At 70.7% G+C, this 25,841-nt stretch carries 19 protein-coding genes and 2 pseudogenes; 11 read left to right on the forward strand and 10 right to left on the reverse strand.

Going from position 1 to position 25,841, the window contains the following annotated elements; all coding sequences use genetic code 11:
* Nucleotides 1–341: 341 nt before the first annotated feature.
* The gene (gene helR / locus GA0074696_RS13850; protein WP_197700870.1) at nt 342–2,486 is read left to right on the forward strand and encodes an RNA polymerase recycling motor ATPase HelR; all 2,145 of its coding nucleotides are present in this window, start codon (nt 342–344) and stop codon (nt 2,484–2,486) included.
* Nucleotides 2,487–2,521: 35 nt separating this feature from the next.
* Here the strand turns inward: helR and GA0074696_RS13855 are convergent, their stop codons facing one another.
* Nucleotides 2,522–5,206, reverse strand: a complete 2,685-nt coding sequence (locus GA0074696_RS13855; RefSeq protein WP_157745898.1) for a DUF6493 family protein — start codon at nt 5,204–5,206, stop codon at nt 2,522–2,524.
* Nucleotides 5,199–6,545 (reverse strand): SWIM zinc finger family protein, encoded by a 1,347-nt coding sequence (locus GA0074696_RS13860; protein ID WP_157745900.1) that lies wholly within the window; start codon nt 6,543–6,545, stop codon nt 5,199–5,201. Before GA0074696_RS13860 ends, GA0074696_RS13855 begins: the two co-directional genes overlap by 8 nt.
* Before the next feature lie 242 nt (nt 6,546–6,787).
* Here GA0074696_RS13860 and GA0074696_RS13865 point away from each other — a divergent pair, with 242 nt between their 5' ends.
* Together GA0074696_RS13865 and GA0074696_RS13870 are read left to right on the forward strand one after the other, a co-directional pair.
* Entirely contained in the window at nt 6,788–7,789 is a 1,002-nt protein-coding gene (locus tag GA0074696_RS13865) for an RNA polymerase subunit sigma-70 (protein WP_407940583.1), read from the forward strand.
* 5 nt (nt 7,790–7,794) lie between these two features.
* Nucleotides 7,795–8,541: a DUF6069 family protein gene (locus tag GA0074696_RS13870; RefSeq protein WP_088961490.1), complete on the forward strand. Its 747-nt coding sequence runs from the start codon at nt 7,795–7,797 to the stop codon at nt 8,539–8,541.
* Nucleotides 8,542–8,692: 151 nt separating this feature from the next.
* Here GA0074696_RS13870 and GA0074696_RS13875 read toward each other — a convergent pair whose 3' ends face one another.
* The 4 genes and pseudogenes from GA0074696_RS13875 to GA0074696_RS32600 form a co-directional block, all read right to left on the reverse strand.
* The gene (locus GA0074696_RS13875; protein WP_197700842.1) at nt 8,693–9,427 is read right to left on the reverse strand and encodes an FAD:protein FMN transferase; all 735 of its coding nucleotides are present in this window, start codon (nt 9,425–9,427) and stop codon (nt 8,693–8,695) included.
* Nucleotides 9,424–9,909 (reverse strand): FMN-binding protein, encoded by a 486-nt coding sequence (locus tag GA0074696_RS13880; protein WP_088961491.1) that lies wholly within the window; start codon nt 9,907–9,909, stop codon nt 9,424–9,426. The genes GA0074696_RS13875 and GA0074696_RS13880 overlap by 4 nt, the downstream gene beginning before the upstream one ends.
* Before the next feature lie 45 nt (nt 9,910–9,954).
* Nucleotides 9,955–11,346 (reverse strand): ferredoxin reductase family protein, encoded by a 1,392-nt coding sequence (locus GA0074696_RS13885; RefSeq protein ID WP_088961492.1) that lies wholly within the window; start codon nt 11,344–11,346, stop codon nt 9,955–9,957.
* A gap of 1,071 nt (nt 11,347–12,417) precedes the next feature.
* Nucleotides 12,418–12,651: pseudogene (locus GA0074696_RS32600) on the reverse strand (DoxX family protein); the annotation flags it as partial.
* Here GA0074696_RS32600 and GA0074696_RS32605 point away from each other — a divergent pair.
* From GA0074696_RS32605 to GA0074696_RS13905, 3 genes and pseudogenes are all read left to right on the forward strand, one after another.
* Nucleotides 12,630–12,722, forward strand: a pseudogene (locus tag GA0074696_RS32605) (hypothetical protein); the annotation flags it as partial. The pseudogenes GA0074696_RS32600 and GA0074696_RS32605 sit on opposite strands and share 22 nt — an antisense overlap.
* Before the next feature lie 76 nt (nt 12,723–12,798).
* Nucleotides 12,799–13,590 (forward strand): LysR family substrate-binding domain-containing protein, encoded by a 792-nt coding sequence (locus tag GA0074696_RS13900; protein WP_157745902.1) that lies wholly within the window; start codon nt 12,799–12,801, stop codon nt 13,588–13,590.
* 143 nt (nt 13,591–13,733) lie between these two features.
* Nucleotides 13,734–14,963 (forward strand): IS110 family RNA-guided transposase, encoded by a 1,230-nt coding sequence (locus GA0074696_RS13905; RefSeq protein WP_088961496.1) that lies wholly within the window; start codon nt 13,734–13,736, stop codon nt 14,961–14,963.
* Between the two features lie 304 nt (nt 14,964–15,267).
* Here the strand turns inward: GA0074696_RS13905 and GA0074696_RS13910 are convergent, their stop codons facing one another.
* The 3 genes from GA0074696_RS13910 to GA0074696_RS13920 form a co-directional block, all read right to left on the reverse strand.
* Entirely contained in the window at nt 15,268–17,385 is a 2,118-nt protein-coding gene (locus tag GA0074696_RS13910; RefSeq protein ID WP_088961497.1) for an amylo-alpha-1,6-glucosidase, read from the reverse strand.
* Between the two features lie 68 nt (nt 17,386–17,453).
* Nucleotides 17,454–18,425 (reverse strand): MBL fold metallo-hydrolase, encoded by a 972-nt coding sequence (locus tag GA0074696_RS13915; RefSeq protein WP_157745904.1) that lies wholly within the window; start codon nt 18,423–18,425, stop codon nt 17,454–17,456.
* A gap of 195 nt (nt 18,426–18,620) precedes the next feature.
* Nucleotides 18,621–19,238, reverse strand: coding sequence for a TetR/AcrR family transcriptional regulator (locus GA0074696_RS13920; RefSeq protein WP_088961499.1), 618 nt, complete (start codon nt 19,236–19,238; stop codon nt 18,621–18,623).
* A gap of 138 nt (nt 19,239–19,376) precedes the next feature.
* On the opposite strand from GA0074696_RS13920, the gene GA0074696_RS13925 reads away from it, so the two are divergent.
* Nucleotides 19,377–20,093 carry an SDR family NAD(P)-dependent oxidoreductase gene (locus GA0074696_RS13925; protein WP_088961500.1) on the forward strand — a complete coding sequence of 239 codons (717 nt, stop codon included), beginning with the start codon at nt 19,377–19,379 and terminating at the stop codon, nt 20,091–20,093.
* 35 nt (nt 20,094–20,128) lie between these two features.
* A complete protein-coding gene (locus tag GA0074696_RS13930) occupies nt 20,129–20,368 on the forward strand; it encodes a tautomerase family protein (protein WP_088961501.1) in 240 nt (79 codons plus the stop codon).
* Nucleotides 20,369–20,588: 220 nt separating this feature from the next.
* Here the strand turns inward: GA0074696_RS13930 and GA0074696_RS13935 are convergent, their stop codons facing one another.
* Nucleotides 20,589–21,098 carry an RrF2 family transcriptional regulator gene (locus GA0074696_RS13935; protein ID WP_088961502.1) on the reverse strand — a complete coding sequence of 170 codons (510 nt, stop codon included), beginning with the start codon at nt 21,096–21,098 and terminating at the stop codon, nt 20,589–20,591.
* A 126-nt stretch (nt 21,099–21,224) separates the two neighbouring features.
* Here GA0074696_RS13935 and GA0074696_RS13940 point away from each other — a divergent pair, with 126 nt between their 5' ends.
* The 3 genes from GA0074696_RS13940 to cphA all read left to right on the forward strand — a co-directional run bounded on the left by GA0074696_RS13940 (nt 21,225) and on the right by cphA (nt 25,772).
* Entirely contained in the window at nt 21,225–21,965 is a 741-nt protein-coding gene (locus GA0074696_RS13940; protein ID WP_088961503.1) for an SDR family oxidoreductase, read from the forward strand.
* A gap of 340 nt (nt 21,966–22,305) precedes the next feature.
* The gene (locus GA0074696_RS13945) at nt 22,306–23,106 is read left to right on the forward strand and encodes a cyanophycinase (RefSeq protein ID WP_231925370.1); all 801 of its coding nucleotides are present in this window, start codon (nt 22,306–22,308) and stop codon (nt 23,104–23,106) included.
* Nucleotides 23,103–25,772 carry a cyanophycin synthetase gene (cphA, locus tag GA0074696_RS13950; protein WP_088961505.1) on the forward strand — a complete coding sequence of 890 codons (2,670 nt, stop codon included), beginning with the start codon at nt 23,103–23,105 and terminating at the stop codon, nt 25,770–25,772. The genes GA0074696_RS13945 and cphA overlap by 4 nt, the downstream gene beginning before the upstream one ends.
* Nucleotides 25,773–25,841 lie beyond the last annotated feature (69 nt).

Genomic DNA, 25,841 nt, shown 5'->3' on the forward strand with positions numbered 1-25,841 from the left:
ATATACCGCACCGGGGGCCTTGCGGCAAGACCCCGGTCGTACCGCAGAATTGCCGGCCGAGGCCAGAAACCTACGGAAACGGGAGTCGCGAAACACCCTCACCGGCGACGAACGCAGCGGCGCGGGAAGCGGCGGCGGCACTGCACCGCGTAGCGCGGAACGCCTGGTGGTGGGGTTCCTGGACGCCGGCACACCACCGGCACACGCGGGCTTGGGCCAGTACGCCCAAGCGCGCATCGAAAAACGTCGCCCGGGTGGCCACCGAGGCGATCCGCGCACAGGGCAGCCGCCACTCGTCTCCCTGCAAGCGACCTCAGATCGGAGCTGATGACGTGAAGCCCTTGACCACCAGCGCCTTCGACCTTCCCGAGCACCTTTCCCCCAAGGCCGACCCGACGCTGATCGCTCGCGACGAGCAGCACTTCGCGGCCCTCGCGGAAAGCCTGGAGCAGTCGATCGCCGACCTGTCCGACCGCCTCGATGCCGCGCGCAAGGCGCCCGGTGGCAAAGGCCGGCAGGCGGTGGACCGGGACCAGGAGGTCCGCCGGCTGGCCGCTCGCCTGCGTGCCCTGCGGCGTTTCGGTGTGGACCTGTGCATCGGACGCATGGTCAGCGAGGACGACCCCGAGCCGGTGTACGTCGGACGACGTGGCCTCACGGACAGCGAAGGTCGCCGGCTGCTGCTCGACTGGCGTTCCCCGGCGGCCGAGCCGTTCTTCGGGGCGACCCACGCCAACCCGATGGGTCTGGCGAGCCGCCGCAGGTATCGCTGGACCCGTGGCCGGATCAGCGACTACTGGGACGAGGTGTTCACCGCGGACGGGTTGGAAGGGCACGCCGCGCTCGACGACCAGTCCGCCTTCATCGCCAGCCTGGGCAGCAGCCGGTCGGCCCGGATGCGGGACGTGCTCGGCACGATCCAGGCCGACCAGGACGCCATCATCCGCGCGGGATCGAGCGGCGCGCTCGTCGTCGACGGCGGCCCGGGTACGGGGAAGACCGTCGTCGCTCTGCACCGCACCGCCTACCTCCGCTACGCCGACCCTCGCCTCGGTCACCGCCGGGGCGGCGTGCTGTTCGTCGGTCCGCACCAGCCCTACCTCGCCTACGTCGCCGACGTGCTCCCCAGCCTCGGCGAAGAGGACGTGCAGACCTGCACGCTGCGGGACCTCGTGCCCGAGGGTGCCGCGGCAACCATCGAGACCGACCCGGAGGTGGCCCTGCTGAAGTCGTCCGCGGACCTGGTGAAGGCGATCGAGGCGGCCGTCAGGTTCTACGAGGAGCCACCGGCCAAGGGAATGACAGTCACGACCGACGAGTCCGACATCTGGCTGAGCGCCGGCGACTGGGCCGAGGCGTTCGACGCACCAGACCCCGGTACCCCGCACAACGAGGCGCGGGACGAGATCTGGGCGGAACTGCTGACGATCCTGATGGCGAAGTACGACGGCGATGAGCCGGATGACCTGGTCCGCAGGTCGCTGTCGCGGAACAGGGAACTGCTCATGACCTTCAACCGCGCCTGGCCGCTGCTCGAAGCGACCGACCTCGTCGGAGACCTGTGGTCGGTGCCCGCCTACCTGCGCAAGTGCGCTCCCTGGCTCAGCCCGGATGACATTCGGAAGCTGCAGCGCGCAGACGCTCAGGCCTGGACGGTGTCCGACCTGCCGCTCCTGGACGCGGCGCGGCAGCGGCTCGGCGATCCGGAGGCGTCCGGGCGTAAGCGTCGGCACGAGGCCATTGTCGCCGCCGAACGCGCCCGCATGGCTACGGTCGTCGACGAGCTGATCGAGGCCCATGCCTATGACGACGGTGAAGGTGTGCTGTCGAGCCTGCGCCAACTGGATCTCCAGGATGCCCTGGTCGACGAGACCGCACTGCCCAGCACCGACCCGGACCTGCTCGCCGGCCCGTTCGCGCACATCGTCGTGGACGAGGCTCAGGAACTGACCGACGCGGAGTGGCAGATGTTGCTGCTGCGCTGCCCGTCCCGGAGCTTCACCATCGTCGGGGACCGCGCCCAGGCTCGGCACGGGTTCACGGAGTCGTGGCAGGAACGGCTCGAGCGGATCGGGCTCGACCGGATCAACCTGGCCTCCCTGAGCATCAACTACCGGACGCCGGAAGAGGTCATGGCGGAAGCCGAGCCGGTCATCCGGTCCGTGCTCCCGGACGCCAACGTGCCGACCTCCATCCGCAGCAGCGGCGTCCCCGTCGTACACGGATCTGCTTCTGATCTGCACTCGATCCTCGACACCTGGCTCGCGGCGCACGCCGACGGGATCGCCTGCGTCATCGGCGACCCCACATTCCAGCCGACGTCCCGCGTCCGGTCGCTGACCCCGGAACTGTCGAAGGGGCTCGAGTTCGACCTGGTCGTCCTCGTCGATCCAGAGGGATTCGGTGACGGCATCGAAGGAGCTGTGGACCGCTATGTCGCGATGACCCGAGCAACTCAGCAACTCGTCATCCTGACGAGATCCTGACGTGATCGGTGACCGCTTCGGCGGTCCGCAGGAGGTCAGGTCGTCATGGACGCCGCGAGCCGACGGGCGGCCTCGGTGAGGCGGTTGCGGCCGGGCCTGGCGGCGAGCGCGGCCAGGCCCGGGAGGTCGGCGGAGTGGCCGTCGCGAGGAGCGGCGTTGGCGGCGAGGTCGACGAGGTCGGCCAGGCCAGGGCGCGGTCCGGCGGGCAGGAGGACCGGCAGCGCCGCGGACGTCACCTGCCAGACCGCATCGCGGGCGCCGGCCTTGAGCGCCTCGGCCAAGGGCTGGACTATCCGCTGCAGCACGATCCGGTCCGCCGCCGCGAGGGCCCCGACCTCCGCCCCGACACCCGTGCTGTCCCAGCCCGGGCGGGTGGCGAGTTCGATGAGCGCGTCGCCTGCCGCCAGTCGCGCGGTCTGCCGGTGGTTGGCCAGCGCGTACGCCATCGTCAGGGACATCGCCGGACCGGCCGGGCCGTCGGCCGCTGCGAGCCCGGCGAGGAAACCCGTGCCGGGGTTGCCCTGGTCCACGATGGAGGCGACGAACGGCTGGATGTGCGCGGCCATCGCCTCGCGGTGCGACGGCGCGACCATCGGCCACAGGGCTACGTCTCGTGCGTTCCGGGCGGACCTGACCCGTTCGGCCGCGCTGCGCGGATCGGCGAGTTCGGCGGGAAGGCCGGCCGGGTCCAGCATCGCAATCCGCCGGCCGGAGACGTACGGATGGTGCCTGACCTCCTCGACCCAGGTTCGCGGTTCGGCGGGAGTGGCCAGCCAGCCGGCGAACCGGCGGCCGGCCGGCGAGACCAGGCGCGCGGCGGCCGCCCGGACGGCGGGGTCCACCTCGCGAGGCAGGCGCAGGATGGCCTGCGCCAGGTCGGCTTCGCCAGGTTGCCAGCCGTCGCGTTCTGCCTCCACCAGGAGGCCGAGAACCCGGGCCGGGTCGACGTGTCCGGCGACCGTGGCCGGAGTGGCCAGCAGCGCCACCGGCGGGGCAGTGACCAGCCGCGCGGTGAGTTCGGCAACACGGCGTGTCACGAAGAGCGTCATCGGATGCTGTTCCGTGCGGTACTGCCAGTGGTACGCGGGGTGGGGTGGCGCGTCACGTCCGATGGCGGCGGCGACCAGGCCCGGCCAGAGCCCGGGCCATTGTGGGATCAACGGCTCCAGCACCCGAGCGGCGGCGTCCCGGTCGGCGCCGGCCGCGCGCACCAGCCCGTCGAGCACCAGCTCGTGCCGGATCGGGTCGTCGTCGCCCCGACGCAGCAGGATCGCCAGCTCGCCGGCGACCGCGCCGAGGTCCAGCGGTGGCGGCATCTCGACCGGCGGCTCTGCGACGAGGGCGGGGACGGATGCGGGGGCGGGTGGCGCGGAGCCGAGCAGCGCGGCGAGTCGTTGCCCGGCGACACCGTCGAGCGAGGGGACCTCGGCGGCCAACCGTCCGCGAGATGCGTCGGACAGCTTGGGCAGCCGGGCCTCGATGAGGTCGACGGTGCGTTCGGCGAGCTCGGGCACCGGATGGTGCAGCCCGACCACCAGTCCGTCCACGAGGTGCTCCAGCGGAAGCGTGCGCAGCCAAGCGAGATGCGCACGGACCAGCTTCTTCTCCTGGCGCGACAGCATGCCCTGGGTGATCTCGGCCAGGGTGGCCCGGTCCAGCTCGGACGTCCGGTGCAGGGTTTGCAGCGACGTGTACGCGTAGTCGGCGACCGTCGACATCGGTGCCGTCAGCAGGCCGGTCAGCTCCTGCCGGTGTCTGGCCAACTCGTCGGTGCCCGGCGCCAGCTGCTTCAGCATGTCGAGGTACGGCTGCAGCAGTCCCTTGCGCCCGCCGGCGCGCAGGCGGCGTAGGCACCCCGCGATGAGCACCTCGCGATCGACGCGCCCGCTGCTCGCCAACTCCATCAGCGCCTGCGGCCAGTCCCGGCGGGCCACGCCGGTGACGAACACGGCGGCCACCCGGTCCTCGTCGAAGAGGTACGGCAGTACGTGGTCGAGCCATGGATCGGCGGCGAGGAAGGAGGCCAGCGATGGGCGCCACGTCTCCACGTACCGTGCGACAGCACCGGGCGTGTCCGGTGGCTCGGTGCCCACGGCCCGCATGAGCGCTTCGGTGAACGGCCACGGGGTCATCCGGCTGCGGGATCCCGCACGCCGCACCATGCCGCGGGCCAGGGCGGTGCCCCAGGCCGCACCGCGCACGCTGAGCAGGGCGGGCACCACCTCGGGCACCACGCGCAGCGACGGGCCGGCGGTCCACGGGCGGTGCAGGCGTCTGACCGCCTCGGTGGCCGTCGGCACGCACGCCACGATGGCCATCGCAAGGGCGGCGTGGCGGCGCTCGGTCAGCCGGTCGGCGGCCTGGGCCGCCTGCCGCTCGAGGTGCCACTTGTCCCGGGCCCACCGGCTCTCGCGCTCCCGCAGCCGCTGGCGACCGGCGTACGCGCGGAGGCCTTCGAGGTCGCGGGGCGGCGGGTCGTCGTCCCTGGACAGGACGAACGCGAAGGCGAAGACGCCATTGGTGGGCGGTTCGGGCTCGGGCTCGGGTTCCACCGGTGGGCGGACGACCGGCTCCGGCTCCGCACGCGTCGGGGTGTGCCCTTCCAGCATCGGCAGCAGCGCTGCCCGCCCGGTGGCGTCCAGACCGGCGAGCACGCCGGCGAGCGCGTCGAAGTCGGCGTCGTCGATCCGCGCGCACACGTCGCGCCAGACGTCATTCACCCTGCTGTCCCGTCTGCCCGATGACAACCGCCACGACGTGCTTGCACGGCCCCCGCCGGCCTTGATGTTCGGCCCACCAGGCGCAGGTGCAGGCGTGTTCGTCGCCGCGTCGATGCACGAGGTACGTGGACTCGCCGGAGGTCACCTCGATCCCGGCTGCGGTCACCACCATGCCGCCCGTCGTCGTCAGGATCCGGGCTGCGGCAAGCCTGGGGTGCAGCGCGGCGACCAGGTCTGCTCGGTACGGCAGCGGGCGGTGGAACGACGACGCCTCCGCGACGTCATACCCGACCTGGCCCGCGGTGGCCAGCGCGGCGAGGGCGGACGTGGCCCGGGCGGCGTCCCAACCGGTCAGCGCGGCGACCGACGCGCGGTCGATGACCGGATCGACGGCCAGGAGCGCATCCAGTGCGTCGGCGTCGGCGACAGCCGACCCGGACCCGAGGTCGGCCAGCAGCTGACCGTCGCCGGCGAAGCCCTGGCTGACGCCGGTCGAGAGCAGCAGGGTGAACCGGGCCGTGCCGAAGTCCAGCACCCAGCCGCTCACCTGGGCGGGTGCGCCGGTGACCGGCGGTGCGTAGAGGGTCAACGTCTGCGCCAGGGGAAGGAGCGGCCGCAGCACCGACAGCCGGAATCCGTCGGCCACGCAGACAGCGCCGGGAACCGGCCGTGTGGTGGACCGCCACCCGGATCCGGCCGGCAGCAGCCAGCGGGCCTGCCGGGCAGTGCGCGCCGACATCTCGGCCAGCAGTGCGACGGCACGTCCGGCGCGGATCTCCAGCCGCGGGTCCATCGGCAGAGCGTGCGCCGCCACCTCGGCCAGCCCGCGCAGCCAACGCGTCGGCAGCGGCACACGCTTCTCGACGACCTTGCCGTCGAGCGTCGACATGGCGAGCCCCTCCTCGCCCACCGACATGCGCAACGGGTCGTCACCGCCGACCCTGGTCAGCGACTCGTACAGGGGAGGATTGATGTCCACGTTGGTGGTGCCACGGCCGACGGTCGCGCCATCGAGTTCGGCGGCGGTGAGGTCCAGCCGTCCGTACAGACCACCGCATGTCGACAGCGCCTCGAACCGCAGCCGCTCGCTGTCGCCGGTGACCACCGGATCGCGGCCACGGGCCAGGTCGGTACGGGCCTGCCGGAAGTCCGCACCCGCGATGTCGGCCAGCGCCAGCAGGCCACCGGCGACCAGCCGCGGCGTACGCACGAAGCCCGCGAAAAAGGTCTGTTCGTCCACCCGATCCGGCGCAGACGTGGCGAGGGCCAGGTTACCGTCGGACAGTCCGGACGCCTGGCGATAGATCCGGGTATCCAGCGTGGGCACTGTCGCGCTCAAGTCACTGATCCTTCCGGGAGTGCCGCTCGCAGGTCCCGCGGATCGTGCCACGCGATGCTCCAACCGCGCTGTCCCCGCGGCCAGCCCTCACCACCACCTGAGCCCGCCCACACCGAGCTAGCCAGAGATGCTCGGGGACATGGCGATTCAGCGGCTGGACCACCGCCGACCGCCCTAGTGATGAGTTGTCGCGCCCGCACCCGTCACACCTACGACGCGACACGACGAGACGGAAGGATGACGTGATGAGTGCGGACACGCGGCTGGAGGAGCTGGGCGTGAGCGGTCTGGGCGAGGTCGACGAGCCGGCGTTCTCGGGGCTGGCGGAGCGGCACCGGCGGGAGCTGCACGTGCACTGCTACCGGATGCTCGGGTCGTTCGAGGACGCCGAGGACACCGTGCAGGAGACGTTCCTCCGTGCCTGGCGGCGGCGGGAGACCTTCGAGGGGCGGTCGACGTTCCGGGCCTGGCTGTACCGGATCGCCACCAACGCCTGCCTGGACCTGCTCGCCAAGCGCCGCCCGGAGGCCGCGACCGGCGGTGAGGTGCTGTGGCTGCAGCCCTATCCGGACCGGCTGCTCGACGAGCTGCCCGCGGGCGACGCGGACGAGCCGGAGACCGTCGCCGTCGCGCGGGAGACGATCGAGCTGGCGTACCTGGTCGCGGTCCAGCACCTCGCGCCGCGCCCGCGGGCCGTGCTGATTCTGCGGGACGTGCTCGGCTGGCCGGCGAAGGACGTCGCGGAGCTCCTCGGGGACTCCGTCAACTCCGTGAACAGCGCGCTGCAGCGGGCCCGCGCCGGCATGCGGGAGCACCTGCCCGCAGAGCGGCAGGACTGGACCGGCGGCGAGGAGGACGCCGGGACGCGCGAGCTGGTGCGCCGCTTCACCGACGCGAGCGTGGCCACGGACATCGACGTGCTCGCTGGCATGCTGCGGGACGACGTCCGCTGCTCGATGCCGCCCACGCCGGGCCTGTACGTCGGCCGTGACGCGGTGGTGAACGACTGGGTCGAGAGCGGCTTCGAGGGCATGAAGGGCCTGCGCGCGGTCCCCACCTCCGTGAATCGGCAGCCCGCCGTCGCCTTCTACCTGTGGCGGGAGCGGGAGGGCGCGTACCTGCCGCTGACGATCGACGTCCTGCGCGTCACCGGCGGGGCGATCACCGAGATCACCATCTTCCACAACGACCAGTTCCCGCGCCTCGGGCTGCCGGAGCGCCTGCCGGCGGAGGGCACGGAGTAGTCCCGGTGTGGACGCTCGCGCTGCGCGGTGGCGCGCGTGTCGCGGTGGTCGCGGCCGAGTGGTGCGACGCGTTCGGCGTCGTCACCCGCGGGCGGGTGCAGCTGGAGCTGCGCGACGGCGAGCCCGGGCGGGTCCTCGGACGCGACGCCGGGTTCTGGCTCCGCGGCACCGGCGTCCGCGCCCTGCGGAACCCCGGCCGTCGCACGGCGAGGGTGCGCATCGTCACCCCCAGGGCCAGGACCGTCCCTTGCCAGTCAACACACCCCTACGCCAGTTGCCGAATGATGGAGGATGACATGAACAGCATGAACGACACCGGGGTCGTCGCAGGCCCGGCATCGGGCCAGACCAGCCACACCCACCGACTCCGCGGGCTCGCCGGCACCGGCTTCATTGCCACGCTCGCAGCGATGGTGGCCACCACCCTCGCCGCTGCGCTCGCCCAGGCCGTTGGCGTCGACTTCGAGGTCCCCGATGGTGGCGAGACGATCCCGTTGTCCGGGTTCGCCGTGGTGACCGGCTTCTTCTCGGTCGCGGGCATCGTCATTGCCGTCGCTCTTCTTCGTTGGAACGCTCGCCCCGCCGAGCGATTCGTGTGGACGGCAGTGTCGCTGACCGCGATCTCGTTGGTCCCGCCCCTCCTGGCCGGGGCAAACACCGCCACCACCAGCGCCCTCCTCGGGCTACACCTCGTCCCTGCGACGGTGATGATCCCCATCCTGGCGAGGAGCCTCCGCACCCGCACCGATTGACGATCCCGTAACGGGACAACACGCGGCACAAGGTCGTGCGCGAGCGCAACTACCATCCGCGCTCAGCTGAAGGCTGGCGAAAGGCCGTTCACCCAGAGAGTCATTCAGGCACGGCCCGCCGGAAAGCGCGTCGCCCGAGCTCCCCGCCGCGTCACGCGGGCAGTGGCCAGCCGGGCGTGGCCAGCAGGGCACCGTCGTCGCCGACGAGCAGGGCCTCGTACCCGGGTAGCGTGGCGAGCCATGTCACTGCCTGAGGCCCCTGCGCGGCCGCTGCGGTGGCGTACACGTCCGCCCAGGTGAGGGACGGCCCGATGACGGTGACCGAGCGCAGGCCCCGGGCGGATGCGCCGGTGTGCGGATCGACGATGTGCGCTCCGCGCTGTGCACTGCCCGAGGTCGCGACGGCCCCGTCGACGACCTCGATGGCGGTGAGGAGCTGATCCGGCTGTGCCGGATCCTCGACGCCCACGCGCCAGGATCCGCGTACCGTCATGTCGCCACCGGCGTTCAGGTAGAACTCGTACCCCTCCAGGTGCTCCGCGGCGCGCTCGACGGCCCAGCCCTTGACCAGGCCGGACGGGTCGAAGCGGGGGCCACCGCCCGGTTCGGGAAGGTACGCGTTGAAGTAGCCGTCGGTACGCTGCCGCGCCTGCTCACACAGGTCGAGTACCGCTTCGACCAACGGATCGTCCACCGGCTCTCCCCGGTTCAGCGCGCTCACCCGACTGTCCGGGCGGTACGTGCTGAAGACGGCGTCCATCGCGCGCAGTTCGGCGAAGGCCCCGGCGACGGCGTCCGCCGCCGCCGGAGAGTCGGCACCGGGGCCACGTAGGTGCACGCTGACGGGCAGCCCCATGATCTGCTCGACGAATGCCTGCCTGGTCACGGCTTGGCCTGGAACTGAGCGGCGTCCAGCGCGGCCTGGAGCGACTTCGCGTAGCCCTCACTGGTCGCCGTCGCCCCGGACACCGCGTCGATCTGGGCGCTCTGCGCGGCGAGCGCCTCCGCACGCAGCTGCGGCACCGCGTGCTTGTTGATCTCGCGGTCGCGGTTGTTCACGTTCGGCACCGCCAGCGGCGTGATGTCGGTGATCCGGCCGCCGCTGATGTGTGCCTGCACCTGGACGCGCCCGCGCTTGGTCTGTACGACTGGGCCGTCGGCGACCGTGGTGGAGCCCGATCGCGCGATGTTGCCCCGTGACCTCGCGGGGTCCGCCGGCGTACCGGGGCCGGCCACCACGCCCGGCGCGCTGGCGCCGCCACCGGTTCCGGCCGAAAGTGAGCTGTCGGGTCCGGTCGACGTCCGGTAGCTGAAGAGAAGTACCACCACGGCGATCGTTGTCAGGAACCACATCGTGATCTTGCGCATGTCGTCCTCCTCCGATTGCGAGCGCAATGAGGATGGATGGCTCATTTACCAGGTGAAGCGTTCAAGATGAATGCGTTCCGCCGGCACGCCTGCCTGCCGAGCCGCCCGTACGACCGTTTGCATCCACTCGTCCGGTCCGCAGACGAACACGTCGTGCTGCGCGATGTCCGGGACGAGCTCACGCAAGGCTTTCGCGTCGTCGCCGAACCCGGCCGGCAACCACGAACCCGCCCGCCCGCGCGGCCCCAACAGGTATTCCACGCGCAGGCCACGGACGGCCGCGAGGCGCTCCAGTTCCTGGCGAAACACCAGGTCTTCTGCCGAACGCGCGCGGTACAGCAGCGTGGCTTCGCCCGGCGCATACGGTAACTCTTCCAACAACGTCCGCAGCGGGGTAATTCCGATACCGGACGCGATCATGGTGACCCGCGCAGCCGTGCGCCGGGCGGCGGTCAGCCGGCCGTACGGCCCCTCAATCAGCACACGCGTACCCGGCCGTAACTCTGATACCTGCTCGCTGCCCTCGCCGCGGGATCGCACCGTGATCCGCAGCGTGTCCTCACGCGGTACCGCGGACAGCGAGTACGGATGGCCGCGACTCCAACCCGGGCCGCTCAGGAAACGCCACTGGAAGAACTGCCCGGCGCGTGCCGGCAACCGGTCCAGATCGCGTCCACGCATGTAGATCGAGTACACGCCGGGAGCCTCCGGGACGACGGCGGCGACCGTGAGTCGGTGCCGCAGCGTCCGCCAGGCCGGCAGCCCGAGCCGGAAGGCGACCAGCGCGCCGGCGCACACGGCGTACGCGGTCCACCAGTACAGCGTCGCGGCCCGGGAACTGGTGAAGTCGGCCCCGGTCCAGAGCTGATGCGGCAGCGCCAGGCCGACGCCGAGGTAGGCGTACAGGTGCAGCAGGTGCCACGCCTCGTAGCGCAGCCGCCGCCGGGCGGCCCGCAGGGAGGTGAGCACGACCATCGTCAGGGCGGCCGCCCCGGCGGCCGCCAGCAGCATTCCCGGGTACGTGGTGACGAGGGTCCACGCCTCGCCTGTCACGGAGGCCCCGTCCGTCGCGGCGTACCCGACCGTGACAAGCACGATGTGCGCGAGCAGGAGATTGAAGGACGTGAACCCGACGACGCGGTGCCAACGGGCGAGCACGTCCTGTCCGTAGGTGCGCTCGATCCACGGCACGCGGGCCATCAGCAGCACCTGGATGAGCAGCAGGTCGGCCGCGACAAGTCCGGTCAACCGGCCGAGCGACGTCAGGCCCGCCGCCCAGCCACGAAGACCCTGCACACCGCCGCCCCGCACCCAGAGCGCGACAACGACCAGAAGGCTGACCGCGGCGGCCGAGGCGATCGCATCGGCCCACCACGCCGACGCGGGGGTTCGTACGGGCCTGGCGACCGCGCCGGCCGCCTGCGCCTTCCCCGTCACGAAACCCCCTCCCGCCCCGCCCCGCCTGTTCGCCCGTCAACCGTCGGATTTCCCTCCATCGCCATTTCCGGGTTCCGGCGGGGAGCGGGTGGTGCGATCGGAGAGCCGGGTCAGAAAAACGTCGCGCCGGACGAAGATGATTGAAGCGCGATAGCGTCCATCAGCCGGCGAGTCAGGGAGAAACCGTCCATACGCGCGTCGCCGGGCTCTCCGGGCACCTGTAGGCAGTTCGCCGACCGCCGTCGCACCGCCCGGTCCTTTCCCTGCCGGCCCAAGATGTCACTCTGTCCTCCTCGACCTGGTCCGCTCACAGGGGAAACCGCTTCTTCCCGCATCCGCGTCGTTCATGTCAGTGGCGGAGCAGATCGGCGGTCAGGCGCCGGGCGTGAGCGGCGTCGAGTTGTCGATGACGTATCGGAAGCGAGACGGCCTGGCCGTACGCCTCGTTGACCGTGTCGATCGGAATCAGCCGCCGGTCAGGCTCATGAACGCGGACTGCACCGCGAAGTAGCTGGCCGCGGCCCCTCCGTCGCCATCAGGGTGTACCGGTCGGCATGCGTGCCGGCTCGCCGTGCGAAACAGGTCGGGGAATCGTGACGACCCGAGCGACGGCGAAGCCCGGTCGCCCTTCGTCGGGCGGCTCGGGCGGGCTCCACCGTGGACCGCAGGCGCGCCAGCTTCGCCGTGCCATCCAGCCAAATCGAAATGTCGTTATTCCGTTCCGTCTTGCGACGGTGGGGAGAGTGGCGTTTTTGGCGTCACCGTGACCCAGGCGGTCGGCAGCCGTATCGCTCAAGGCTCCGACCATGTCGTGGTCACCTGTACCGGCGAGCAGCAGCAGGCAGCAGTCCTGGTGGTGGCTGACGTGGACGGCACGTCGTTCCACGTTGGTGACGCCCTGGTGAGTGCCAGTCTGATTTGGGCGTGCTGCTCAAATTCTTCGACGCAGGAGGTCGTCCGGATCCGGAGGTAGCGCGCCTTGGTCTGACCACTGGTGGGCCGCCGCGCTGTCATGAGACGTGGCAGGACTTCCCACCAGAGCCAACGACCTCGCGGAGTGGGCAGACGTGTTCAGGCGGTGAGTCCCAGCGTGAGCGCGGCGATGCTCGGCGCCAGGTACAGCAGCGGATACGGAACGTGCGAGAAGGCCCTTGCCCGCAGGACGGTGACGACGGCGCCGGCGAAGTACAGCACCAGGCCGGTGGCCGCGATGACGCCGATGATCGGCATAGCCAGACCGGCCAGCAGGCCTGCGGCCCCGAGGGCCTCGGCTGTGGCGAGCCATGGCCACCACGAGCGGGGGACGCCGTAGTCCGCTCCTCGTCCTGGTGGAGGAGCTGCACTTCGGTCGGACGGCGGCCCGGCTGCGGGTGTCCACCGCTCGGGTGAGCCAGACGATCCGCAAGCTGGAGCGGCAGGTCGGCGCCGCTGTTTCACCGCACCAGCCGGCGGGTGGAGCTTTCCGGGTTGGGCCGCCGGTTGTACGAGGAGATCCAGCCGCCCTGGGCGCAGATCACCGCCGCTGTCGAGGCGGCGGTCGCGGCAGGCCGAGGTGGCACCGGGACGCTACGGGTGGCCTTCGTCGGCGCTGCGGGAGGTCAGCTGCTGCTCAGCGCCGCCGAGGTGCTCCGCCATCAGCTGCCCGACTGCACCGTGCAGGTCCGAGAGGCACAGATCGCGGACGTGTTGCCTTGGTTGCGCGACCGTACCGTGGACGTCGCATTCGCGTCACTGCCCGTCTTCGACAAAGACCTGACGACCGGCCCCGTCCTCCTCGAGGAGGCCCGGATTCTCGCGGTACCCGCACAGCACCCGTTCGCCCGTCGCGCGTCGGTCTCCATCGAGGACCTGGGGGACACGACCGTCCTGCGCTTCGCCGACGTCCCGGACGCCTACTCCGACGAACGCTCTCCCGGACGGACGCCGATGGGTCGCCCTGTCGCGCGCGGCGCATCCGCTCGGACGCTGAACGAGCTGCTGGCGATGGTCGGGGCCGGGCTTGGCGTCTTCCCCGTCGGCGAGCAGGCGCAGCGCTACTACACCCGCCCCGACGTTGCCTACGTCCCCATCCACGACGCTCCACTGCTGCGATGGGCACTCATCTGGCCCGCTCACTGCGCAGACTCTTCCTGTCGGCGGTCTCGTCGGGCACCGTGTCTGGTGCCGGCGATTTCGGGTCGTCGGCGCACCTGGTCCCCACCGGGCCACCGCCTCGTCCGCTCGACCCTGAGAGGTCCGGCATGAGTTCCGCGGGGCCCGGTGGTCCCAGGACACGTATGACTGGCGACAGGGCTGAGCGCCGTCGAGCGCCGATCAGTGAGCGACTGGCTTCCGTGTCCTGAGACCACTGGGTGCCCACCTGCTGCTGCAACAGCAAGGAGGACACCATGAGTGTCGAACACGACCCCTCGATGCGTCGACCAACCGCGGGCATCGACTGGGCCAGCACTGAACACGCCCTCGCGATCGTTGGCCTCGACGGTGTCGAGGTTCAACGGATGATCGTCGAACACACCGCTACGGGGCTGCGGAAGCTGCTGCGCTGCCTGCAGCAGACCGGGGTACTCGAGGTCGGTATCGAACGTCCCGACGGGCCCGTCGTCGAGGCCCTCCTCGAGGCAGGACTCACGGTCTTCGTGATCGCCCCGAACCAGATCAAGCACCTGCGCCGCCGCTACGGGGCAGCCGGCAACAAGGACGACCGCTTCGACGCCTACGTCCTGGCCGACACCGTCCGCACCGATCACCACCGCCTGCGTCCCCTCACCCCCGACTCTCCCGCGACACTCACGTTGCGGATGACCGTCCGCGCCCGCAAGGACCTCATCGCCGCCCGGGTCGCGATGGCCAATCAACTCCGAGCCCACCTCGAACACGTTCTCCCCGGCGTGATCGGGCTGTTCCGCGACATCGACTCCGCCATCACCCTGAGCTTCCTCACTCGGTTCCCGACTCAGGACAAGGTCGACTGGCTGTCGCCACGCAGACTGCAGAACTGGCTGCACGCCGTCTCCTACCCCAACCCGGCACGAGCCGGGCTGCTGCACGCCCATCTGCTCGCGGCTACCCGCGGAACCACCGGTCCTGAAGCCACCGCCCGGGCGCACGTCACCGCCGCGTTGGTGGCTGGGCTTACTACCCTGCGCGAGCAGATCAACGCGCTGGAGGAACAGATCGAGGTCCAGTTGCTCCAGCATCCCGACGCGGAGGTGTTCACGTCCCTGCCCCGGGCGGGAATCGTGCGAGCGGCCCGCCTTCTGGCTGAGATCGGTGACGCCCGCGGCCGCTTCCCGACACCGGAGGCACTCACCTGCCTGGCCGGCGCCGCACCCTCGACCAGGCAGTCCGGGAAAGTGAAAGTCGTCGGCTTCCGCTGGGCCGTCGACAAACAACTCCGTGCAGCGGTCATCGACTTCGCCGGCGACTCCCACCACGCCAACCCCTGGGCCGCCGACCTCTACCAACGAGCCCGAGCGCGGGGCCACGACCACCCCCACGCGACACGAATCCTCGCCCGCGCCTGGCTGCACGTGATCTGGCGCTGCTGGCAAGACTGCGTCCCCTACGACCCCATCCGCCACCGAGCTCTGCAGGCCGTCCTGGCGACCACCGCTTGACACAGGGCTACTCATGCCGCCAGCGCGCTGATCCACGCCTTCAGCCTCGCGGCGGAGAGCGCCGCGAAGCGAGCCCGATGACGGCTCTCGAAGTTCTCGTGACGTCTTCAGCGGCGCGCCGGGCACCCGGCGTCGGCTCACCCGCGCCCCAGAGCCCGCCGGACGTCGGCGTACCGGACGGTTCCCCTGCGATCAGGGCTGCGAGGAAGCCCACCTCATCCATGGGACTGACCGTGCCGAAGAAACGACGCCGCCCGCTACCTCCTGCGACCGACACGCCGCCCGCCCCCTCCGCTCCCGGCCGTCACGTCGCTTCCGTGAGGGTGCTGTCGCGGCCGATGGCGTCGAGGTCCCACCGCCGGCCCCCGGCCATCACGTCGTGCAGGCGAATTCGGCCGAGTTCGTCGGGCAGATGTGGGTCGGCGACGAGGGTGTCCGCCTGCGGTTGCAGGCCGAGCATGGTGCGCAGTAGGAGCAGGGGTGCACCGCTGGCCCAGGCCTGCGGGTTGCAGGCGGTGGGGTAGGGCACGGGTTGGCGGCCGAAGGACCGGTCGTAGCCGGAGAACGCCTCCGGCAGGCGGTGCTCGGAGTGGCGGGCGGCCTCCAGCATGCCCATGGCGATGCGGTTCGCCTCGTCCCGGTAGCCGTAGCGGGCGAGGCCGGCGGCGATGATGGAGTTGTCGTGCGGCCAGACGGTGCCGAGGTGGTAGCCGATGGGGTTGTAGCCGGTGTCGACGGTGGACAGGGTGCGGACACCCCAGCCGGAGAACATTTCGTCGGACATGAGCTGCCGGGCGACGTGCCCGGCGCGGTCCTCCGGCACGATGCCGCTCCACAGCAGATGACCCATGTTGGAGGTCATCGAGTCGATGGGCCGCTTGTCCCCGTCCAGCCCGACGGCGTAGTAGCCGCCGCGGCGCGGGATCCAGTAGTCCCGGTCGAACTGCTCACGCAGTCGGTCGGCCTCCGCCCGCAGCCGGCGGGCCAGGTCCGGGTCCTGCCAGGGGCCGTCGGCGAGTTCCGCGAGGCGCACCTTGGCGTCGTAGGTGTAGCCCTGCGTCTCGCAGGTGGCGATCGGCAGGACCGGGACGGTTCCGTCGGCGTACTGCACGCCGTCCGGGGAGTCCCGCCAGCACTGGTTGCCCAGGCCCTGCTCGGAGCGGGTGGCGTACTCGACGTAGCCGTCGCCGTCGCGGTCGCCGTGGTGGTCGATCCAGCCCAGGGCGGCGTCGGCGTTGCCGCGCAGCCGGCGGACGAACTCGTCGTCGCGGGTCCACCGCCAGTACTCCGACAGCAGGATCAGCCACAACGCGGTGGTGTCGGCGCCGCCGTAGTAGGGGCGGTAGGGCTTGAGGCCGAGCAAGGTCAGCTCGCCCGACCGGTACTCGTGGAAGATCTTGCCGGGTTCCCGGTCGGTGAACTCGTCGAACGTGGTGGCCTGGTGGGCGGCCAGCACGATCAGGGCGCCGCGGGCGACGTCGGGGCCGCACATCATGGTCTGGTAGGCGGTGATCAGGGTGTCCCGGCCGAAGACGGTCAGGAACCACGGCAGGCCGGCGGCGATCAGCACGACCGGTTCCCCGGCGATGGTCTTCTCGATCCGCATCGACACGAGATCCACCGCGGACTTGTGGTAGACGTCCCGCACCAGGTCGGTGTCGGCGTGCAGGTGCGGCTTGCTCGCCGCCCACCGGGTCGACGGATCCTCCATGCCGTGGTCGACGGCCTGTCCGAACTCGCGGGGCGTGGGGCGGTAGTCCTCCTCGCCGCAGCGCAGCGGTACCCACAGCTCGCAGCCCCACTGCTGTCCGCGGACCAGCCGCAGGTTCCATTCCAGCGCGTCGCCGTCCACCTGGTCGGCCGGCGGATCAGCTTCGATCCGCATCATCGCCGCAAAGTCGCCGTTGCGGTACGCGAACTCGAGGGCCGAGCCGTCCGGCGCGTGCCGGCGGACGATGTGCGGGCTGCGGTCCCGGCCGGACTCCTTGATCTCGAACAGGTCCGCGAAATCGGTTCCCACCGCGAGCCGCAGCCGCACCTGGGCCGGCTCGATGCCGAAGTAGCGCAGCTCGACGCGCTCGTAGAGCCCGTCGCCGACGAACCGTTGCCGCCGCAGGCCGACCCGGTTGGCCGGCAGCCCGGGTAGCTCCGAATTGGCCAGGAAGAAGGCCGCCGAGTACGGGTCGACGGTGCCGGAGGAGAGCACCAGCAGCGGTGCGTCGCCGATCGTCAGCACCCACCTGCTCACGAAGCGGGTGTCGTCGTGCACGAGCCCGCCGATGGACCCGTCCGGCACGTTCCCCACGGCGTCGGAGAGCATGAAGGTGCGCCCTTCCAACACGCCGATCGCGTCCGGTCCCAACTCGGGCGGGAGGTCACGGCAAGCGCCGCTCGGCACGCGACGGGTGGTCCCGGTGACCATCGGATCCGCAGGCGTGGGACGCCCGGATGTTGCCGACACCGACACCTCCTGCTGCTGCCGTGGTCGCGTCAGGGCACGATGCCGAACGGGCCCATGCTGCCGTAGTCCAACCGGAGGGCTTCGGCCATTGCCCAGGCGTTCGGCAGGGTGAATATGTCGGCGCCACCCAGACGCTGGCTCCACCGCGGAACGAGTTCATCGGCGGCCTGGGCGGCCACGGCGTCGAGGTAGGCCTTGAAGATGGCCCAGGCGTTGGTGGCGTCGACCGGGGCCAGGATCTTCTGCACGTCGACCGAGGAGAGCGCTGCCTCGGTGGTGGAGCGCAGGTCTTTCAGGTATTCGATCTGGATCCTGACATCGTCCGGGGTGCCGGGCCGCGTCACGTGTCCGCCGACGAGCTTGTCGAAGGGGTATTCGAGAGCCTGTTCGGGAGCGTTGACGAAGCCGGGGATGTTCGCGGAGACGGCGAGGTTGGAGAACGGGACCCAGCCGGGGAAGATCACGTCCACGAGCATCAGCACGCGTTGCGTCGGGGCGTAGATGAAGATGTTTCCCTCGGCGTGGTTGGGGCCCTTGTAGTCGAGCTGGAGGCTGTGGTTTCCCGCTTCGATGGTCACCGTGTCGTCGAAGACGTGTGTCGGCAGCGGGCGGTTGGGGTCGCGGAGCAGCGCGAGTCGTTCCGCCGTGACGCGGTGCGCGTAGCGCGGCACGTCCTCGGGGTAGACCGACATCGCTCCGACGTGGTCGGAGTGCTGGTGGCTGTAGACGACCTGGGTTATGGATCGGCTGGTCACGCTGCCGATTGCGCGGAGAATGTTGTGGCCGAGGGTGGGTGGCGCGTCGACGGCGATGACGCCTTCGTCCGTGACCACGAACATCATCTGGTACATGCCCTCACTGAGCCAAAACACTCCGTCGGCGATCTCCTCCAGGACGTACCCGGCCTTGGGGACCTCGGGGCCCAGGGCGGTTTGCGGCACCGGGGCGGTCGGTAGCTCTCGCGCTCGCTCGGCCAGGTCCGAATACGGCGTTTTCGACACGTGTGGCTCCCTGCCTCGCCAACCGCACTGACCGACGGTGCCCGCTATGGCGCGCCACGGTCCCTCGGTGAGGGGCCGCCTGGCGCACGCTCGATCGTCCTCGGCGGGGCCAGGGCCGGCAGCCGTATCGCCCGATGCTCATCCGCACGGGGACACCTGCGGGTGCGGGGGAGCTTCTCCGACGGCTCGGGTCGTTCAATCAGTCGGCCGGGCGTGCGCCGGCACCTGGAGCAGGTCCAGGCAGTTGCGCCACAGCGTCTCCAGCTGCCCCGGATCGTTGAGCAGCTTCGCGAGCAGGACCCGCCCCTCGATCTGCGCGACGATGGACCGGGCGGCCTCCCGGGGTTGGACCGACGGACCGGCCTGGCCCTGCTTCTTCGCCTCGATGACCACCTGCTCGATGAGGTCGATCTGGGCCTCGAAGATCTCCTGGAGCCGACGGCGGATCTCTTCCGCCTGGTTGCTGAGTTCGAGGGCGAGGTTGCCGAACAGGCAGCCGGCGACCAGCCCGACCTGCTGCTGCCCGGTGCGCTGCACCTCCTCGGTGGCCTCGAACAGGTCCCGCAGGCGGCGCAGCGGGTCGTGTCCGCTGCCGAGCAACTCCTCCCACTGCCGGCGCTGGCTCGCCCAGTGCTCGTCGATGACGGTGAGGGCGAGTGCCTGCTTGGACTCGAAGAAGTAGTAGAAGCTGCCCTTCGGCACGCCGGCGGTCGTGCAGATCTCGGCTACGCCCAGCGCCGCGTAGCCGCGCTGCTCGATCAGCGTGGCGGCCGCGTCGAGAAGTTTGTTCCGTGCGTCACTGGTCCTACCCATGCTTTGACGATACACGACCGGTCGGCTAGCTTTTAGTCGACCAGTCGTCTAGTGGTCATCCGGCTGCCGCGATCGCGGCTCCCGGCCCCGTCAGCCGCCGTCCTACCAGGGCTTCGGCCAGTCAGGAAGTGGTTCGTCATGAGCAGCAGTCAGGTTCAGAAGGTTGCCGTGATCACCGGTGCCTCCCAGGGCATCGGCGCCGGCCTCGTGGACGCGTACCGCAAGCTCGGATACGGCGTCGTGGCAACCTCACGCTCGATCGGCGATGCCCATGATTCGGACGTCGTCACCATCCGGGGCGACATCGCCGACCCCGACACCGCGCAGCGGGTGGTCGACGCGGCCGTGGAGCGGTTCGGCCGTATCGACAGCCTGGTCAACAACGCCGGCATCTTCGTCGCCAAGCCGTTCACCGACTACACCGACGAGGATCTCGACCAGGTCACCAAGGTCAACCTCTTCGGGTTCTTCCACCTCACCCGGCGGGTCCTGCCGCACCTGCTGGCAGCCGGCGGCGGTCACATCGTCAGCATCACGACCAGCCTGGTGGACCAGCCCAGCGCGCACGTCCCGTCCGCGCTCGCCTCGTTGACCAAGGGTGGCCTCAGCTCCGCGACCAAGTCCCTGGCCATCGAGTACGCCAGTCGTGGGGTCCGGGTCAACGCTGTCGCACCCGGGATCATCAAGACCCCGATGCACCCGGTCGAGACCCACGACGCCCTTGCCGGCCTGCACCCGGTCGGCCGGATCGGCGAGACCAGCGACGTGGTCGACGCCGTCATCTACCTCGAATCCGCGCCCTTCGTCACCGGCGAGATCCTGCACGTCGACGGCGGCCAGAACGCCGGACGCTGACCACCCTCACCGCAACCCGTAGACAGGAGCCTCCAGTGCCGATCGTCAACATCCAGATCACCCGCGAGGGCAGCACGCCTGGCGCGTCGGCGGCTACCGCCGAGGAGAAGGCGGCGCTGATCAAGGGCGTGAGCGAACTGCTGCGCGACGTCCTCAACAAGCCCTTGGACTCGACCTTCGTCGTCATCGACGAGGTCGACACCGAGAACTGGGGCCGGGGCGGCCTGCCGGTCGAGCAGTTCCGCGAGCAGCAGCGGTCACGCTCCAGCGAATAGGACCGCCTGTGCCGCGGCATGCGCTGCGGACCGCGGCGGTAGGTGACGTCGTCGAACCTGCATCGACAGGACCGATGGCAGCCGTGAGAGTTCCCCCAAGGGGGGAGTCGGCCGGTGGGCGAAGCGAGGGCTTCGCCCACCGGCCGATCATCGTCTTCGGGCCGGGTCAACCGCGTCGGGTGCAGGTCGGGACGCTGGATCCGACCGGCGCCCTCCGCGATCAACTCTGCTCGCCGGTCGCGGTGTCGCCCTCGTGCCGCGCGGCGAGCCAGGTGCCGAGGCCGGCGAGCGCGGCAGGGCCGTAGTCGTCGTCGACACTGCTGGCGAGGTCTGCGATGGAAATCGCCTGGAGGGCGGCGCGCCAGGCGGCGTCGGCGCCGGCCATCGCGCGGGCGATGGGGCACGGCCGGGTGCAGGCCTCCTGCGGTGTCGCCAGGGGGCCGCGCTGGCGGATCTCGGTACACACGAACGCGGGCTGAGCGCCGTCGACGGCGGCGACCACGTCGAGCATGGTGATCAGTTCGGGTGACCTGGTCAGGACATATCCGCCCGCCTTGCCCTGGACGGAGGTCACGAGGCCGGCGCGGGAGAGTGCCTGCAGCTGTTTGGCCAGGTAGCTGCCGGAGACGTCGTGCAGTTCCGCGAGCCGGGCCGCCGGCACCGGCTCCGTCGCCGTGGTCAGCACCACGCAGCAGTGCAGTGCCCACTCGACCCCACCTGACAGCTTCATCCGACCCCCCGCTCGACTCGGACAAAGTTTATCCGACTACTGTCTCGGACAAGAGTTGTCCGAGTTCGAGGCTGGTCCTCGACAAATCTGGCGTGCCCGCGCGGCGCGCGTGGAAGGGTGAGAGCCATGAAGCTCACAGTCATCGGTGGTACCGGACTGATTGGCTCGCAGGTGGCCCAGAAGCTGACCGCGGCGGGACACGAGGCCGTCCCCGCGTCGCCGTCAACCGGCGTCGACCTGCTCACGGGGAAGGGCCTGGACCAGGCGCTGGCGGGCGCCGACGTCGTCGTCAACGTTTCCAACTCGCCGACCTTCGACGAGGCCTCGCTCGGCTTCTTCCGTACCTCCATGACCAACCTGCTGGCCGCCGGGGAGCGCGCCGGCGTCCGGCACCAGGTGGTCCTCTCGATCGTCGGCGTCGATCAGGTGCCCCAGCTCGACTACTACCGCGCCAAGACCCTGCAGGAAGACCTGCTCCGGCAGGGGCCCACGCCGTACTCCATCATGCGTGCCACCCAGTTCTTCGAATTCGTCAACGCGGTCCTGTCCTGGACCTCCGACGACACCACCGTTCGGCTGCCCGGCACCCGTATTCAGCCGATGGCCGCCGCGGACGTCGTCGACGCGGTGGTGGACGTCGCCACCGGGACGCCGCTGCAGGGCATCCGCAATGTCGCCGGTCCGGATGTCTTCGCCCTCGACGACCTCGGCCGGGTCACCCTGGCCGCACAGCAGGACAACCGGAACGTCGTCAGGGACGACGGGGCCGGCATGTTCGCGGCCGTCACCGGCGACGTGCTCATCGCGGGCCCGGACGCACACCTGGCACCCACGCACTACCAGGACTGGATGCGGTCCGCCCGCTGAGATCGCCTGCCCGTCGGCGCTGAACTGCCGCACCTGCTCCTCCCCTGCGCGCACCCACGGCAGGGGAGGGGCGGGCGCAACCCGGTCCTGGCCCCGTCCGGCCGGCGCAATGCCGACGCGCACCCCGAGGTTTCTCGAATCTTCGGTCAGGGGCGGCAGTCGAGACTATGCACGGCCGCGAGGGGTAAGCCGGCACGCTCGGAGCTGCCGGGTCCGTCTGTCGCTCCCGGCGCCTGCATGTGTGCGTCCGTTTCCCGGGCGCCGCCCGCGTGTTGGTTCGGTGAGGTGGTCGATGGCGGAGGGTGTTCCCCGGAGAACTGCTGGAGTGGAGAGCCGCCGGATGGTCGTCATCGGCGGAGGTGAGCGGAGGGCTTCGGACGGCACGGGCATCCTCGAGCGGTTCGTGAACCTGTCGGGAGGGCCGCGGGCGCGGATTGTGGTGATCACCACGGCCAGTGGTGAGCCGCGCCGCGTGGAGTCGGAGTACCTCCAGGTCTTCGACGCGCTCGGTGTGGAGCACGTCTGTGCGCTGCGCCTGGAGGACCGGGTACAGGCCAATTCGGCACATGCGCGAGGGGTGCTGACGGCGGCTACCGGAGTCTTCTTCGCCGGTGGTGACCAGTTCAGGATCGCCGCCGTGCTCGGGGGAACCCGCGTCGATTCGCTGCTGCACGCCAGGGTCAGGGACGGCCTGGTGCTCGCCGGTACGAGTGCCGGTGCGGCGATGATGTCGAGCACCATGGTGCTGGGCGGCGAGGGCGTCGGGGTCAACAGCGACAGCGTCCGCACCGGGCCGGGCATGGAGTTCCTGCCCCACCTGCTCATCGACATGCACTTCGCCGAACGGGGCCGGCTCACCCGCCTGCTCAGCGCGGTCGCGAACTTCCCGCATGAGCTGGGCGTGGGGATTGACGAGGACACCGCGCTCGTCGTCGAGGGGGAGCGGTTCGAGGTGATCGGCAGTGGCTCGGTGACCATGGTCGATGCCGGGCCGGCCAGCCACGTCGAAGTTCTCGCCGGTCCGCACGGCCCGATCGGGATCGTCGGGGCCCGCCTGCACGTGCTGCCCGCCGGCTACGCGTTCGAACTGAACGACAGGGAGCCGTGCATCGTCCGCACCGGGGACGGTGGTGCGCCGTGAAGGTGCTGGATGTTCGCCGGTTGCGGGGGCCCAACGTCTACCTCGACCGACCGGTGCAGGTTGTCCGGGTCGCGCTCGGTGACCTGACCGAGCGCGAGAGCAACGACTTCGTCGGCTTCCCGGACCGGATACTCGACGCCTTCCCCGGCCTGGCAGAGCACCATTGCGCAGCGGGCGAGCCGGGTGGCTTCGTCACCCGCCTCCATGGCGGCACCTACTTCGGTCACGTCGTCGAGCACGTCGCGATCGAGATGTCCCACCTGATCGGCCGGCCGGTCAGCTTCGGTCGTACGGTTTCCGGCGGTGCGGCCGGTCTCTACGACCTCGTCATCGAGTGCCCGCAGGACGAGCGGGCAGATTCCCCGTTGCCGGGGGCACTGCTGGAGGCCGCCATCCTGGCAGTCCGGCAGGTGCTGGCCGGGCGGCCGGCGGAGCACGAGCGGGCGCTCACCGCGCTGCGGGACCAATTCGAGGAGGAGGCGCCGGGGCCGAGCACGGCTTCCATCATCGATGCCGCCCGTCGGCGGGGAATACCGGTGGAGCGGGTGAACGCGCTGAGCCTGCTGCAACTCGGTCAGGGGTGCCGTCGGAGGCTGGCCTGGGCGGCCATGAGCGACCAGACCAGCGCCATCGGTCTGGAGATCTGCGGTGACAAGGAGTTGACCCGGCAGTTGCTGCACCGGGCCGGTATCCCGGTCCCGGCCGGGGGACCGGCCCGTACGCTGCCACAGGCCCTGGATCTGTTCGCTGACCTGGGAGGGCCGGTCGCGGTCAAGCCCGTCAACGGCCGGCAGGGTCGGCACGTACACCTGGCCCTGGACACCGCCGAAGCGGTGGCCGCGGCTTTCTTCGCGGCTGAGGGCGACGTGGTGGTGGAGCAGTACATCGAGGGCCGCGACTACCGGGTGCTGGTCGTGGCCGGGCGGGTCGTGGCCGCGGCCGAACGGATACCCGGGCACGTGGTCGGAGACGGCACCAACAGCGTGGAAGAGCTGGTGGAACGGCTGAATGCCGATCCCCGTCGGGGCAACGGCCACGAGAAGGTGCTGACCCGGCTGCGCATGGACGGCAACGCCACGGCGCTGCTCCGGCGGCAGGGGCTCGCCGCTGACGCTGTCCCGGCCGCCGGTCGCACCGTCTGGCTGCGTGACACGCCGAACCTCTCCACCGGAGGCACCAGCATCGACGTGACGGATCGCGTGCACCCGGAGCTGGCCCAGCTGTGTGGCCGGGCGGCCGCCATCGTCGGTCTCGACATCGCCGGCATCGACCTGCGCCTGCCCGACATCGCGGCACCTCCGCCGCTCGACGGCGGTGCCGACGGGGCGTTGATCGAGGTGAACGCCGCTCCCGGTCTACGCATGCACCTGGCGCCGTCAGTCGGGACACCCCGATACGTCGGCGGGGCGATCGTCGACGCCTTGTTCCCCGGTGGAGGAGACGGCCGGATTCCCACCGTCGCAGTCACCGGTACCAACGGCAAGACCACCACCGCACGGATTACCGCTCACCTGCTGGCCGGCTCGGGGCTCCGGGTCGGATTGACCAGCACCGACGGCATCTACCTGGACGGGCGCCTGGTCCAGCGAGCGGACGCCACCGGACCGCGCTCCGCGCAGGCGGTGCTCGGCGACCCCACCGTGCAGGCCGCGGTACTGGAGACGGCAAGGGGCGGCATCCTGCGCCAGGGGCTGGGCTACGACTGGACCGACGTGGGGGTGATCACGAACGTCACCGCCGACCATCTCGGCCAGGACGGGCTGGACACCGTCGAGGACGTCCTGCATGTCAAAGCACTGATCGCGGAACGGGTACGTGACGGCGGCACCCTCGTTCTCAACGCCGATGATCCGTACCTGCGTGAGCTGATCGCCCGTCCCCGCGTGCGCGCCGAGCGCAAGCGGCTCGTGTGGTTCAGCCTGGACCCCGACAATCCAGTGGTCCGCCAGCACTGCGCCGACGGCGGTACGGCGTATGCGCTCGCCGGCGGGCAGTTGGTGGAGATGGCCGGGCAAGGTCGAACGCCTCTGCTGCCGGCGGCGGAGCTGCCGGGAGCCTTCAACGGCGCCGCCCGGCACATGATCGCCAATGCTCTGGCCGCCTCGGCAGCGGCAAGAGAACTGGGGACGCCGAGGCAGGTGGTCGAGGCGCAGTTGCGTTCCTTCAGCCCGTACGACCGCAATCCGGGGCGGGGGACGCTGCTGCGCGTCGACGACGTGCACGTCTTCGTCGACTACGCCCACAATCCGGCAGCCATCGAGGCGGTCGCCCGCACGGTACAGACCTTGTGGGGCGCGGACCGTTGCGTGGCCGCGGTGACCCTGCCGGGCGACCGCTCCGACCAGCTGCTCGCCGACTCCGCGCGCGTGATCGGTCGAATGTTCGCTCGCGTGGTGGTCTATCCCGACGCGGACCTGCGTGGCCGGTCGGCAGGCGAAGTCCCCGAGCTGATGTGCCGGGAGATGAGGAGGGAGAATCCCGGCGTCCGGTGCGAGCAGGCGCCGGATGTCGCCGAGGCGATCACGAAGGCGACGGCCATGAGCGGGCCGGGGGACGTCCTGTTGGTCCTGTACGAGAAGCTCGACCCCGTGCTGTCGATACTGCGGTCGATGGGTGCGCGCCCCGTCGACGCGCCGACGCCCGCGGCTCCCGTCGCCCAGCGCTGACCGACCGGCCCCCGATGCTCGCCGCCGCGTCCCGGCCGACCGGCCGGTGCCCCGGCAGCGCACTGCTTC

Origin of the sequence: Micromonospora purpureochromogenes, from assembly GCF_900091515.1 — a bacterium.
Taxonomy (GTDB): domain Bacteria; phylum Actinomycetota; class Actinomycetes; order Mycobacteriales; family Micromonosporaceae; genus Micromonospora; species Micromonospora purpureochromogenes.